The organism is Marinobacter alkalisoli, from assembly GCF_045449855.1.
GTDB lineage: Bacteria > Pseudomonadota > Gammaproteobacteria > Pseudomonadales > Oleiphilaceae > Marinobacter.
Genome location: NZ_JBJJLC010000012.1, coordinates 297,470 through 310,312, shown reverse-complemented (window position 1 = coordinate 310,312; position 12,843 = coordinate 297,470). Strand labels below are relative to the sequence as shown.

Here is a 12,843-nt window from a genome sequence, read left to right as displayed (position 1 = left end):
CCGCCTTTCAGCTTTTCGGTAGAGGGGCATTGCCCAGCGATTCCAGGTTCCACTTTTCCGTCACCGGCCCGCCGTATCCGAGAGGGGCCCAGGTTGGCGGGTTTGCCCAGTAGGCCAGGCCAACGAGCTTTTTCAGGCCCATGGCCAGTGCCCGGTGGGGTGCCTCATCGGAATCGGCCCAGGTGTCGCAAAAGGCCGCGGCCTGTGTGTCGGACAGTTCCACGAAAGGCTTGCCGTACTTGGTTTTGGGGCCTTCGTTGAAGTAGGTGATACCACCTTTTAGACCCTCCAGAATGTGCGGTTCCATGGTGGCCAGCAGTGCAGCATCGAGGGTCTGCATAACGGGAATTTCGCTGGCGGGAACCAGGCCAGTTCCCTCGGTTACCAGCATCACCTTCATAAGCCGGTGCATAACCTGGTATTCGCTGGCGGACATCACTTTGATGCCCTCTGGCATTGAGGCGAAGGCATTCGCAGCACCGAGAAGCCCGGTGCCGATGGAGGCTGCCACCGCAAGGCCGCTGGCGGCTTTAAGGAAACTGCGGCGGCTCAGGCCGTTGATCTGGTCGATGGCTTCTTTGGTCTGATCGCTCATCTGACTCATAGTGTTCTCCGAAATAATTGCCTGGATTGAGAAGGCGTGGTTCTGGCGATGCGGGATCAGAAAACCTTCAGTACACGGAAGTTCAGGCGGGTATCTTCTTTGAATCCGTTTTCCACGTCGATGTCCTGGCCAGCCTGGACCTGCAGTTGCACGGTCGGGTCGATGAAGGTGGCGTAGGTTGCCAACCACCGATTGGTGTTCACCCGATCATCCTGCTCCAGCCCACCGACGGTGGTCTCGCCCCCAAAGGAATGGTAGTAGGAAAGTGCAATGTGGCTCTTCTTGGACATCAGGTAACGCAGGTGCGCCTGCAGGCTTTGCGCGTCTTCCTGCTCGCGCTTGAAGCCCAGGAAATCGTCGTTGTCCCCGTATATCGAGTACTCTGCCAGCAGGTCCAGAGCGATACTGTCAGTCAAGTGTTTTACGTAGCCCGCCTGGAAAATACCTTTCCAACGGTTTTCTCCAACGTTTACTGGCCCCTTGTCTTCATCGTACTGGCCCACCGGCACGGAAACGAAAGCAGACAGCCCAACCCATTCCTGGTCATCCGGATTGTTGATGACCCAGGCAGTTGCGCCGACGATAGGGTCACCCACGCCACTTTCAGATGTCGCCTGCAACGGCCCGGAAGGTTCTTTCAGGTCTACCTTGCCGAATGGCACGATGATCTGCGGATCCACAATCACGCCACCAATGTCCGTGAAATGGACAAACCGGGCCAATCCGATGGTGGTATCCAGCCCCGCATCAGCGGGCACTTTGTCGCCATCGGCATAGACCGTGTCGCGGGTGGTGTACTGGCCATAGAGAAGGCCGAGATTCACGCCCGCGGGCAGTGGCGTGTAGTCGCCGGGGTCGGTGGCAATCTCGGCGGACTGGGCGGTGCCGGCAAAAAGACCTGCGGCAAGGACCAGGGCTGAGCTCGTGGCAAGGGATTCGAGAGTGGCTTTCTTCAGGATAGATCGCATAGTTGGGCTCCAGATTTCGTGTTGTTTTTATCAACGCGAAAGCAGGAGAGCGACTATCGTGCCAACAACCAACTTGCTTTGAATTTCAATTAACCTGTTGTTTTAATAAGTGTTTTTATTTTCATGTAAAACGCATTCCAAGCGCTGGGCGTCTCAATCCGGGAAATGCCGAGACAGAGTCTCAAAACGAGACGGTTCCCGGGTGCACTATTGAATTTCTACGGAAGTCATTGCGATATACGTGTTAAAGTTTTCGGGCATGACAAAAAGAGCCAATATGGCCAAAACGCAGGGTCGCATCGAAAGACAATAATTTATCCTGCGAGAGAGGTAAGACAATGCGCGCGCTTATTCCTGCCGACTACAGGCGAGCCAAGGCACGTGAAGTGTTTTTCGAACACGGTCAGATTCCGACGGGGCTGGTTGATGATGCCATTGTGCATTCCTGGCAGCGTTGTGCCGCGGCAAGCAAAAGCGTCAGCGAACAGGTTCAGTTCGATACCGTGTCCAGAACCAGCCTGCTGGAACTTATGGATAGCAACCGGGTGTTGCTCGAAGCGGCCACCCAGCCAGTGGAACAGCTGGGACAGACCGTTAATGGGGCGGGCTATTCGGTTCTGCTGACCGATGACAAGGGCGTCGCCCTGACGGCACGGCGCTCAGAGCGATGTGTTAACACCCTGATCAGCGGGGCGTTCCGCCAGGGCATTAATCTTTCTGAAGCGACGATCGGAACCTCGGCCATGTCTTGTGCCGTGTCGGAACGGCGGCCGGTACTGGTCTCTGGAGTTGAGCATTACCTACACGCCAACCGTGTTTTCAATTGCGCTGCCTCCCCGATTGTAGACCCCATGGGTCGGGTGCTTGGCGCCATTGATATTACCCGGGAAAACCCGCTGGAACCCGGCACCGCCCTCTCACTGGTGCAACAGTGCTCATCTCGGGTTGAACGCCAGTTGATGGGGATGTTGTCGCCCTTTCTGATGGTCAGTCTGGGCTGGGAGCTGAATGAACGAGACGCTCATGGTGACCTGCTAGTGGCGCTCGGCCCGGACGGTCAGGTCTTAGGTCTGTCGCCACGGATACGTGAATTGACAGGGCTGACGTCGACCGACTGGACCCTGGGCTTTCAGGATTTGTTCGATATGCGCTTCGAAGACCTGGTGGACCGTTTCCAGCGCCGTAAGCAACCGATCACGGTTCGAATGCACTCCGGACTGTCGTTCTCGCTTCGTCCGGTGGAGAACGGGTCGCAAAAGTCCAGCAGGCGGATTGTCGCAAAAAGTCCGGAGAAACGGTCACCTTCATCTAAGGATTTTGGCGATCCACGGATCGACAGCCAGATGGTTGTTGCAAAGCGGGCGCTGGATAAAGGGTTGCCTGTGCTGATACTGGGGGAAACCGGGACCGGAAAGGAGGTTATGGCAAAGGCCCTGCATGAGGGTAGCCGATATCAGGCTGGAAATTTTGTCGCCATCAATTGTGCTGCCATACCGGATACCCTGATTGAAGGTGAGTTGTTTGGCCACACCGAAGGCGCCTACACCGGAGCAAAACGGGGTGGAGCGCCCGGCAAGATCGAGCAGGCCCACAAAGGAACTTTGTTCCTGGATGAGATCGGAGACATGCCACTGGCGCTGCAGTCTCGATTGCTGCGGGTGCTGGAGACCCGTGAAGTGACTCGTCTTGGGGGGCAAAAAAGCAGGCAACTCGATTTCCAGTTGGTTTGCGCGACCCACCGGGAGCTATCCGATGCGGTGCATGACGGGCAATTCCGGGAAGATCTGCTTTACAGAATCAAGGGGATGGCTGTTCAGCTGCCACCGTTGCGGGAGCGCTCTGGCCTGCGGGAGTTCATTGAACGTCTGTGCTACGAACACACTGACGGGCGCCAGCTTTCCGATGAGGCCCTGAATGTCCTTCTTGGTTATGGATGGCCCGGGAATGTACGAGAGTTAGGCCACACACTGACCTATGCGGATGTGGTTGCCGATGCTGATGATGTTGTAAAGCCCCACCATCTGCCGACGGAGATTATTGAGCAGGCTCGGGCGGGGAGAAATGGTAACGGTAATGGAAAGCCTGGCTCCCTGAAACTTCTGGAGTCAGAAGCTATCGACCATGCGCTGGCCAGCGAAAACGGTGATGTCGCGGCAGCTGCCCGGCGGTTGGGTATTGGTCGGGCCACGCTTTACCGGCGGTTACGGGACAGGAAGAACCTTGATGGCCGTTAGTGTCTGAGAATATAAAGGTTTTGATGATAAAAGGCCCCCGCTAATGTTGATTTAGCGGAGGCCTTTTAGCTTGCTCCTATTTGAGCAACCGGATTGAGTGATCCTCCACGTACTCTGCCATCCCGAACTCGCCAAACTCGCGACCTATTCCGCTAAGCTTGATGCCGCCAAAGGGCATCCTCAGATCCAGAGATTCAAAAGAGTGGGTGTTGATAAAGGTACTTCCTGCTTCAATACGGGAAGCCATGCTCAATCCACGCTCATGATTGCTGGTCCAGATTGAAGAACCAAGGCCGTAATCGCTGTCGTTTGCCCACTCAATGACCTGTTCCTCGTCGTCGTAGGGGATCACGGGAATGATCGGCCCGAACTGCTCGCAGCAGCTCACTTCGTCATCATGAGAAGCTCCGACGACCACATGGGGAAGAATGTAGTAACCATCCTGTTGTTCGACGCCCTCCGCCAGACGGCCGAGCTCAACAACCCCGGCCCCTGCTTTTTTAGTCGTATCAATGAGTGTAAGAACACTATGATACTGGGCTTCCGTTGCCATAGGGCCGAATTTGACGCCTTCTGTCAGACCATGACCGACCACGAATTCATCAACTCGTTTGCACAGGACATCGACGAAATCGTCATGCATGGACCGGGGCACGTAGACCCGCTTGACGGCGAAGCAGATTTGTCCGGAACGCGTAAAGATGCCGGGGATCATACGGTCCAATGTGGTCTCGATATCGGCATCGTCCAGTACAATCGCCGGGTCATTGCCGCCCAGTTCGAGGGTAACGTTCTTGATGGAACCTGCAGCACTGGCCATCACCGAGCGAGCGGTTGTGGTGCCTCCGGTAAACCCGACCTTGCGCACCAGCGGATGGGTTGTCAGTGCTTCACCCACATCGGCGTCACCATGAACAACATTGATGACACCGGCGGGGAACAGGGCCGCCATGCGCTGCAGGGCGAGGGTCAGTGCCGCCGCCGCAAAGGGTGAGGGTTTGAGTACGATGGTGTTGCCTGTCGCCAGAGCCGGCGCAAGCTTCATCATCGTGAGAACAACCGGCATGTTCCAGGGCACAATGGCCGCCACAACGCCACGCGGCTGCTTTTCGATACGAATCGTGCACTGGTCATCATCGATATGGACGGGTTCAAGGAAGGTCTCGGCGAGACTGGCGGTGTGCTGAAGTACGCCTTTGCCCAGCGCAAAGTCAGTCTGTGCTTCCCACAGCATGCCGCCATGTTCGCGAACCAGCAGTGGTGCCAGGTCTTCAGCGCTGTCACCCAGCACTTCGTCGGCCTTCATGATCATTTCAATCCGCGCCTTTGGTTCCAGCTTCCGCCATGACAGGTAGGCTTCATGCGCTGCCCGGATCGCTTGATCGGCATCGTCCGCCGTTCCCACGGCTACTTTGGCTACGATGTCCGAGAGCTTGCCTGGATCCACATGGTCGCGATACTCACCAGAATTCACCATATCACCCGAAATCAGGTGCCCGATTTTCACGGCATCGCTATTAACAGAATTCATATCAGTTTCCTTGGTTACGATCGGTATGTCTTGGAGCCGAAGCTTCTATGTCCGTTTTTCCGAATCACTCCTCAGTCTCACGATTGGCTTGATAACAGACCCGTTCCTGGAGTCTTCAAATCCTTTATTGATCTCATCCAGCGAGTAAAACTCGACGAGCTTCTCGAAAGGAAAGCGCCCTTGCTTCCATAACTGGACCAGGCGTGGAATAAATTCCTGCGGGATCGAACTGCCCTGGACCACGGTCTTGAAGGTCCATCCCTTGACCAGTGATTTCCCTACTTCGAAGGGAACCTCCGTACCGGGAGCTGCCGCGCCGACCAGGACCAGGGTGCCCCGAATCCCCAGGGCTTCAGCAGCTTGCTTGATGACACCGGGAATCGCAGTGGTGTCTAACGCGTAGTGTATGCCCTCTCCCTCGGTGATCTTGTTTATCTCATCGACAACATCACTTCCCTTGGAATTGATGGTGTGCGTTGCCCCGATGTCACGGGCCAGACTCAGGCGTGAATCATGAATATCCACCGCAATGACGGTCGTGCAGCCGGCAATCCTGGCGGCCATGATGGCTGCAGAGCCTACCGCGCCGACACCGAAGACCACCAACGATGTTCCGGCCTCGGGCTTGAGTTCGTTAAGAACCGCACCCGCTCCGGTTTGCAGCCCACATCCCAGGGGGCCCATCAGTTCAAGAGGCACATCCTTGTCGATCACCACGACACTCTCCTGAACCACGTTGGCATGGGTGGCAAAGGATGACTGTCCGAAGAAATGAGAGGAGATGCACTCTCCGTGGCATGAAAGGGAGGTTGAGCCGTCCCGGCGTCGTCCGCCGAAGTCCTCGGCGAAAAGGTTCTCGCAGTAGGCCATGCGACCGGCCCGACATTGCTTGCAGGTTCCGCAATAAGCCGCTGAGAGGACCACGTGATCGCCAATCTCGATGTTGCTGACCGCGCTTCCTACTGCCGTTACAATCCCCGCGCCTTCATGGCCCAGCACTGCGGGCAGTGGCGTGGGGTAGATGCCATCTCTCACGATGGCGTCCGTGTGGCAGATGCCGGTAGCCACCATGGCTACCCGGACTTCATTATCCTTCAGCGCATCCAGCTCAAGTGATTCGACGGTGAGCGGTGCTCCGGTATCTCGTGCAACTGCCGCAGTAATTGTCGTTGTCATAAAGGTACCCTTTTGTATTTTGATTGTGCGAGACCGCAACTTTCAATGCGGGATTCATCGATCCGGTTACTTCCTTAGTCAGCTCTTAGCCTGTGCTCCTGCCCAGAGGCCGTCTGCTGACCGGTGGGCGCGCGGTTGTGAAACCGAAATCCCTGATCTCGAAGATCAGCGATACGCACACGCCCAGAATCAGTGCCCAGAAGGAGGCGCCGATCCCCAGGATCTGTACTCCAGAGGCGGCGATGAGGAAAGCGAACAGGCCGCCCATCTCGTGTTTTCCGGCGAAAGCCATTCGCATCGCCGAAGCGATCACCCGCATCAGGGCGAGGCCGGCGATGATGGCCATAAAGTAGCCCGGCATGGCCTGGATCAGGCTGACCACGTATCCGTAGAAGGGAGCGCCCAGCATGAAAACAGCTCCGGTGATCACTGCCGCTACCCAGCGTTTTTCCGGCTTTCCGGCCTCCGGCGACGCGCAGATGCCAGTGGCGGGGGCCGCAATGCACGTGCTGTGCAGGTTGAAGAAGGCGGATATCATCGTAGCGAAGCCGCCCACCGACGTTATGCCGTTGGCTGGCACATCCTTGTAGCCCATGCCTTTCACCAGGCCCACCCCGGCGGGGGTCTCCATGCCCACCAGAATCAGAGCCAGTGGCAGTCCGTAGGACAGGAATGCTTCCAGGGTGAATGTGGGAACGATGAATTCCGGGAAGGCTACGGAGAACTCGACACCCGAGAAGTCGACGCCGGAATAGATCATGTAGGTGATGCCGGCCAACATGGCCACAATCAACGGCGGAATCCGACGCAGGAAGCGCGCCGACAGGAAGAAAACAAGGATCATCATGGTGGCCGGCACGAGGGCATTTTCCAGCGGTGCGACCATATTGAGGCCGAACTTGAGCAGGATGCCGCCTACCATACCCATGACAATAGGCATGGGAATCAACCGCATCACGATGCCCATCACCCCGGCAAGGCCGGCCACCAGGGAAATAAAGCCGGCTATCAGCGTGGCCCCCAGTGCCGCCTCGATTCCAACGACAGGAATGATCGCGGCGAACAGCAAAGCCCCGGGGATGGAGTTGGCCATGGGGAGGGGCAGCCGGTAATAAGCCGGCAGAAACAGCCCGAACAGGCCGTTGATCAGCAGATAGCTGACGACCCAGATCATGATGAAATGGGAATCGAGCCCGGCAGCCGTCCCGGCACTGATATGGATGATGCCTGCGCTGAGGCCGAAGATACCGGCAACGAGGCCTGCGCTGAGGTTGTCAACGTTGAGGTCACGGACGAAGTCGCGGGGCGCGTGCCTGAGGCTTACGCCCTTTTCTATATGTTTCATGATGTGCTCCGGTGTTGTTGTCTTTGTTGTTGGGGCTTGAAGTTGGGGCCTGCTCAGCAGACCCCAGCCGACTGGTTGCCGGCTTTGTCGATGCGCTCGCCTTTCAGGCTGATGCGGTAAGTGGCTTGGCGTCCTTGGCCAGGTGCTTTCTGGCTGCAATGACATCGTTCCGGGGATCGTGATTCCAGAGCCAGTCGAAGCGGGTCTCCAGGTCGGCGGCGATGCGCGCCTCGTCATTGCCAATGTCGGAAGCGCTGTATTCGTAGAGATCACCCGCTTCATGGGATGTCCGCTGGACCTTGCAGGTGCGCTCGTGGCGAACCGTCTCGAAGGCTGCGAGCACAGTTTCGGCGTTGTCTCTGGTGCAGTTTTTGTCTGTCAGCAGGCTGGCCAGGACGTAAGCATCTTCCAGAGCCTGACCGGCCCCCGCGCCCTGGTGTGGCACCATGGCATGCGCCGCATCCCCTGTGATAAGCACCCGGTTGCGACGGTAATGAGGCAGTTCGGGAAGCTCATGCAGGGCCCAGCGGGTTGGCTCGGGAATGCACTCAAGGATGGCCTGGGAAGCCGCGCCCCAGCCCTCGAATACGTCCAGCATTTCCTCCTGGGTGACGGTATTGACCCACGCCTCGCCCTCGGGAAGCGTCGGGTTCGGGGTGGAACGGTCTGTGATGAACGCCACCACGTTAATCAATTTGGATTGCTTCACCGGGAAGGTCAGAATATGCCGGTCGGGACCGAGGTACATCTGCGGTACCAGGGCCAGCCGCTTATCTGCGCCCCTGGCTTCCATGGACTGCTCCAACTGCTCGGTGGGTATCATCCCCCGATAGGCATAAGTGCCACTCCAGAACGGGGCGAGGTCACGGTACTGCTCCGGTGACAATACGTGCTGGCGAACCGCTGACTTGATACCGTCGAATCCGATCAGAATATCGCAGCGGTGATGGCTGCCATCCTCAAACGCCACCTCGACGCCATCCGCGTCCTGTTGGATATCCACGCAACGCTTGCCGAACTGGGCAATCCCGTCGGGCAGGTTAGCTACAATAGCGTCGAGGAAATCGGCGCGATGTACCGAAGACTGGCCACAGCCAGGGGCCAGTGAAGAAGTCAGGTAGGCGTCATCGATACCGCGCCGCCACTCAAACCAGACATCCTCGAAAGGACTTGGCGATGAGTCGGCGATGTTATAGTAGGATTGTTCGAGTTCGAGCAGTTGAATGGCGCGGACCGCATTAGGGCCAAAAGAGACGCCGGCGCCGATCTCGGAGAAACGCTGTGCGGCCTCGAACAGGTGCACCTCAAGCTCCGGGTCACGAGACAGGGCTACGGCGAGGGCGACACCGCCGATGCCGCCCCCGATGATGCCAATGGAAAGTTTCTTTTGTTGTGTTTTGGATACCATGGTCTTGCTCACGTGTACGAAATGAGAATGAATCTTCACGCTAGGCGTATCACCTGTCTGGGTCCACACAACACCTTGCATTTATAGTATTAGCACGGCTAATAAGTATTAAAATCAGAAACCTGTGTTGTTTTCTGTTGCCCTTACTTAGACTTTAGTCTAATGCTCGTGTGCGTAGAAATACCTGCTGGAAATGAGAAATCTATGATCAAACTGACGGAGATCGACGTGAATCTTCTGGTGGTCTTTGACCTCCTCCACCAGGAGAAGAACACCCGGCGGGTAGCTGAGCGTCTCGGCGTTACACAGCCTGCTGTCAGCCATGCCCTGAAGCGGTTGCGCGCCCTGTTGAATGACGAGCTCTTCGAACGCACTTCGGAAGGGTTAATGCCTACGGCGCTGGCGATGCGACTGCATTCACCCGTTGCCGACTGCCTGGCCAAGCTTCAGGAAACCCTTAACCGACCCGATGAATTCGACCCGGAGGTAAGCGACCGCACATTCAATATCGCCATGACCGACATCGGCGAGATATTCTTCCTGCCTCGTTTGCTCAAACGCCTGGCAAATGAGGCGCCTGGTATCTCCCTGAGCACGGTGCGCAGTCATAACGTAAACCTGAAACAAGATATGGAGAAAGGGAAGGTTGACCTGGCCATCGGGTTGATCCCGCAGCTCGGCGCTGGTTTCTATCAGCAAAGGTTATTCGTTCAGCGCTACGTCTGTCTGATGCGCAAGGACCATCCCTTATCATCGAGTGATTTTGAGCTTGATGATTTCATGGGCGCCAAACATGCGGTGGTCGTCGCCAAGGGCACCGGTCACGGCGTCGTGGAGGAACAACTGGCCCGGGCGGGTATCGTGCGCCCAGTCCGATTGAAATTGCCACATTTCGCAGCGGTGCCCTATATCGTAAGTGACAGTGACCTGGTAGTGACGGTTACCGACAAGCTGGCCATGGCAACCCAGGATCGATTCGGGCTGAAAATACATGAGCATCCTGTGCCCTTTCCTGAAATCCCCATCAACATGTTCTGGCATCGCCGCTTTCACCAGGACGCGGGAAATCGCTGGATGCGCAGCTTGATATTTGAGATGTTCTCGGAATGAATAGTCCTGTACTGGCTGATTCACTCCGCTCGATTGTTTACTTTGTCGCTGTTGCCAAGGCGGGCAGTTTCACCGCTGCTGCCGATGAATTGGGAATATCAAAGTCGGCACTGGGGAAAAGTATTGCCAAACTGGAGCAACATTTATCAACCAGGCTGCTCCACCGCACCACCCGCAAGCTCAGTTTAACCACTGAAGGCGAAGCCTACCTTGCCAGCTGCGAATCCGCGCTGAGTGTTCTAAAATCCGCTGAACTCTCCCTGCAGTCAAAACATCAGCGGCCAAGCGGCAACGTGCGAATTGACGTGCCAGCCGCTTTTGGGCGGAGAGTCGTCATGCCCGTGCTGTTGAAGATGGCGGCGCGATACCCTGACTTGAAACTGACGCTCACTTTTAACGACAAGCTTGTTGATCCACTGAATGCCGGGTTTGATCTGGCATTCCGTTTCGGGGCCCTGGAAGACAGCGGTGAGCTGGTGGCGCGTAAACTCAATGAGCAACGGCTGATTCTATGCACCTCGCCAACCTATCTTGAACAATTTGGTCAACCGACCTCTGTTAACGATTTAATTCAGCACCGCTGTATTATGGCCTGGCGGGGCGGTCGGCCATTACCCTGGTTGTTGAAATCCGATGAGGGTGATGACATTCATTTCCATGCCACCCCCCATCATCAAATCAGCGATGGTGATGCCATGGTTGATGCCTGCGTCGCAGGTGCGGGCATCGTGCAGTTTCCCGAGTCATTACTGCGCCCGCTGATCAACGCGGGCAAGCTCACGCCGATACTGCCGGCATTGACGCCATCTCCAACAGGACTGCACATCATCTGGCCGAGTAACCGGCACTTGATGCCCAGCGTAAGATTTATCATCGACGAGTTCGTCCACCTCTCATCAGAGGGCGCTTTCAGCTGATGATTGTCGAATTTTATTCCATACTGAAGGGCAATTCGGTGTGTTTATCCACTGTTGCTCCTGCCTGTAGGATTTCTGGCGTGCGGTATCGTTGATACCAAAACCCAAAATCACTGAAGCAGGAAATATCATGCCAGTCGTTAATATCCAGATGTTTGAGGGGCGCGAGAGCGCCAAAGCAGAAATTGCCAAAACCGTAACCGAGTCCATTGCCAAAAATGCCGGTATCGATCCGAAGTACGTCTATGTCATTTTCAACGATGTAAAAACCTCTGATTGGGCTATCTCAGGTGAACTTTTCTCTGAAACGTTGAAGAAATCGGATTAAACGTCGGGCGTTAATCGCCCGCAAGAACCTGCGGTGCTGACACATTGTAAAGCGTCGCAGGTAGCACCTCACCCATCCAAAGGAGGGATCATGATTAGTCCTTCGGAAATCAAGGATCGCGCCGTAGGCTCAATAATGGGCGCTTTTATCGGCGACGCACTTGCACTGGGCCCGCATTGGTACTACGACCTTTCTGAATTACGCAGGGATTATGGTGATTGGATTGACGGATACACCGATCCAAAACCCGGTAGATACCATGATGGCCTGAAAGCCGGTCAGTTATCACAAGCCGGCTTTATTCTTACTCTTATGCTGCGGTCCCTGGTTGAGGCCAAAGGTTACAATGAGAAAGATTTTTGCCGACGACTGGACCAGGAACTCTTTCCTCTCCTTGACGGAACACCCGTAAGCGGGCCGGGTGGCTATACAAGCCAGTCTATGCGTGACGCCTGGCACAAACGGGTTCAGCAAGACCTGCCCTGGGGCCAAGCCGGTGGACATGCTGATACAACTGAAGCTATCGAGCGAACCCTTGCGATCGCTGTCCGTTATGCATTCCAACCTGCCAAACTGGCGGCTGCCATTACCGATAACACGATTCTGACCCAAGTGGATGATACCGTGGTATCAATGACCGTTGCGTTTGGGGCTTTATTGGGACTTCTGATTCAGGGAAACAGCATGGATGCTGATGTGTCTGATAAACTTATGGCCCAAGTTAAAAACGGTGAATTGCCGTTTCATGCCGTCACTGGCGACAACCTGCAACCACCTCGCCCCGGTGATCCTGATCCGCCACGCGCGGGTCGTTTTGCCTCCCCCGATGCATTGTTGACCCCTTCTTTCATGGCTGCGGCTGCATCAGATCCTGACATTCGAATTGAACCGGCCTGGAAAGTCTCGCTCGTATACGGTATGCCTTGCGCCATTTACCATCAGCTCCCTGCGGCATACTACCTGTCCTCCTTGTTCCATGACGATTTTGAGTCTGCAGTGCTACACGCGGTGAACGGTGGGGGGCAAAATCAGGTGCGAGCCATGCTCACTGGTACTCTCACGGGTGCACAAGTTGGTATGAGTGGTATACCAAAACGATTTCTTGAGGGGCTCGAAAAAGCGGATGAACTTCAACGCTTAGCTGAGACTCTGGCGTCGCATGTTGTAAGTGTCTGAAGCAAAAGAAAATAGGAGGTTGCACCTCGCTCCACGCTCTGCCCCG

The 12,843-nt window shown here is 56.0% G+C and carries 11 protein-coding genes; 5 read left to right on the top strand and 6 right to left on the bottom strand.

Going from position 1 to position 12,843, the window contains the following annotated elements; genetic code table 11:
- Positions 1-7: 7 nt before the first annotated feature.
- Together ACJO5Y_RS07170 and ACJO5Y_RS07165 are read right to left on the bottom strand one after the other, a co-directional pair.
- Positions 8-604: a gluconate 2-dehydrogenase subunit 3 family protein gene (locus ACJO5Y_RS07170; protein ID WP_406985742.1), complete on the bottom strand. Its 597-nt coding sequence runs from the start codon at positions 602-604 to the stop codon at positions 8-10.
- Positions 605-660: 56 nt separating this feature from the next.
- Positions 661-1,572: a transporter gene (locus ACJO5Y_RS07165; RefSeq protein WP_406985741.1), complete on the bottom strand. Its 912-nt coding sequence runs from the start codon at positions 1,570-1,572 to the stop codon at positions 661-663.
- Positions 1,573-1,910: 338 nt separating this feature from the next.
- Between ACJO5Y_RS07165 and ACJO5Y_RS07160 the strand changes: the two genes are divergently transcribed.
- Positions 1,911-3,806 carry a sigma-54-dependent Fis family transcriptional regulator gene (locus tag ACJO5Y_RS07160; protein WP_406985740.1) on the top strand — a complete coding sequence of 632 codons (1,896 nt, stop codon included), beginning with the start codon at positions 1,911-1,913 and terminating at the stop codon, positions 3,804-3,806.
- 76 nt (positions 3,807-3,882) lie between these two features.
- Here the strand turns inward: ACJO5Y_RS07160 and ACJO5Y_RS07155 are convergent, their stop codons facing one another.
- From ACJO5Y_RS07155 to salA, 4 genes are all read right to left on the bottom strand, one after another.
- Positions 3,883-5,337: an aldehyde dehydrogenase family protein gene (locus tag ACJO5Y_RS07155; RefSeq protein WP_406985739.1), complete on the bottom strand. Its 1,455-nt coding sequence runs from the start codon at positions 5,335-5,337 to the stop codon at positions 3,883-3,885.
- A gap of 45 nt (positions 5,338-5,382) precedes the next feature.
- Positions 5,383-6,513: an NAD(P)-dependent alcohol dehydrogenase gene (locus ACJO5Y_RS07150; protein WP_406985738.1), complete on the bottom strand. Its 1,131-nt coding sequence runs from the start codon at positions 6,511-6,513 to the stop codon at positions 5,383-5,385.
- A gap of 85 nt (positions 6,514-6,598) precedes the next feature.
- Positions 6,599-7,858, bottom strand: a complete 1,260-nt coding sequence (locus tag ACJO5Y_RS07145) for a benzoate/H(+) symporter BenE family transporter (RefSeq protein ID WP_406985737.1) — start codon at positions 7,856-7,858, stop codon at positions 6,599-6,601.
- A gap of 103 nt (positions 7,859-7,961) precedes the next feature.
- Positions 7,962-9,266 (bottom strand): salicylate 1-monooxygenase, encoded by a 1,305-nt coding sequence (salA, locus tag ACJO5Y_RS07140; RefSeq protein ID WP_406985736.1) that lies wholly within the window; start codon positions 9,264-9,266, stop codon positions 7,962-7,964.
- 204 nt (positions 9,267-9,470) lie between these two features.
- Between salA and ACJO5Y_RS07135 the strand changes: the two genes are divergently transcribed.
- From ACJO5Y_RS07135 to ACJO5Y_RS07120, 4 genes are all read left to right on the top strand, one after another.
- Entirely contained in the window at positions 9,471-10,376 is a 906-nt protein-coding gene (locus ACJO5Y_RS07135) for a LysR family transcriptional regulator (RefSeq protein WP_406985735.1), read from the top strand.
- A complete protein-coding gene (locus tag ACJO5Y_RS07130) occupies positions 10,373-11,293 on the top strand; it encodes a LysR family transcriptional regulator (protein ID WP_406985734.1) in 921 nt (306 codons plus the stop codon). The genes ACJO5Y_RS07135 and ACJO5Y_RS07130 overlap by 4 nt, the downstream gene beginning before the upstream one ends.
- Positions 11,294-11,423: 130 nt before the next feature.
- On the top strand, positions 11,424-11,621 hold the full coding sequence (locus tag ACJO5Y_RS07125; RefSeq protein WP_406985733.1) for a tautomerase family protein: 198 nt from the start codon (positions 11,424-11,426) through the stop codon (positions 11,619-11,621).
- A gap of 90 nt (positions 11,622-11,711) precedes the next feature.
- Positions 11,712-12,797 carry an ADP-ribosylglycohydrolase family protein gene (locus ACJO5Y_RS07120; protein WP_406985732.1) on the top strand — a complete coding sequence of 362 codons (1,086 nt, stop codon included), beginning with the start codon at positions 11,712-11,714 and terminating at the stop codon, positions 12,795-12,797.
- The last annotated feature ends 46 nt before the right edge of the window (positions 12,798-12,843 follow it).

What these genes read in the sequence shown, in the direction of transcription:
- ACJO5Y_RS07150 (WP_406985738.1), bottom strand. Translation starts at nt 6,513, where the DNA reads ATGACAACGACAATTACTGCGGCAGTTGCACGAGATACCGGAGCACCG.
- ACJO5Y_RS07155 (WP_406985739.1), bottom strand. Translation starts at nt 5,337, where the DNA reads ATGAATTCTGTTAATAGCGATGCCGTGAAAATCGGGCACCTGATTTCG.
- ACJO5Y_RS07170 (WP_406985742.1), bottom strand. Translation starts at nt 604, where the DNA reads ATGAGTCAGATGAGCGATCAGACCAAAGAAGCCATCGACCAGATCAAC.
- ACJO5Y_RS07165 (WP_406985741.1), bottom strand. Translation starts at nt 1,572, where the DNA reads ATGCGATCTATCCTGAAGAAAGCCACTCTCGAATCCCTTGCCACGAGC.
- ACJO5Y_RS07135 (WP_406985735.1), top strand. Translation starts at nt 9,471, where the DNA reads ATGATCAAACTGACGGAGATCGACGTGAATCTTCTGGTGGTCTTTGAC.
- salA (WP_406985736.1), bottom strand. Translation starts at nt 9,266, where the DNA reads ATGGTATCCAAAACACAACAAAAGAAACTTTCCATTGGCATCATCGGG.
- ACJO5Y_RS07145 (WP_406985737.1), bottom strand. Translation starts at nt 7,858, where the DNA reads ATGAAACATATAGAAAAGGGCGTAAGCCTCAGGCACGCGCCCCGCGAC.
- ACJO5Y_RS07120 (WP_406985732.1), top strand. Translation starts at nt 11,712, where the DNA reads ATGATTAGTCCTTCGGAAATCAAGGATCGCGCCGTAGGCTCAATAATG.
- ACJO5Y_RS07125 (WP_406985733.1), top strand. Translation starts at nt 11,424, where the DNA reads ATGCCAGTCGTTAATATCCAGATGTTTGAGGGGCGCGAGAGCGCCAAA.
- ACJO5Y_RS07160 (WP_406985740.1), top strand. Translation starts at nt 1,911, where the DNA reads ATGCGCGCGCTTATTCCTGCCGACTACAGGCGAGCCAAGGCACGTGAA.
- ACJO5Y_RS07130 (WP_406985734.1), top strand. Translation starts at nt 10,373, where the DNA reads ATGAATAGTCCTGTACTGGCTGATTCACTCCGCTCGATTGTTTACTTT.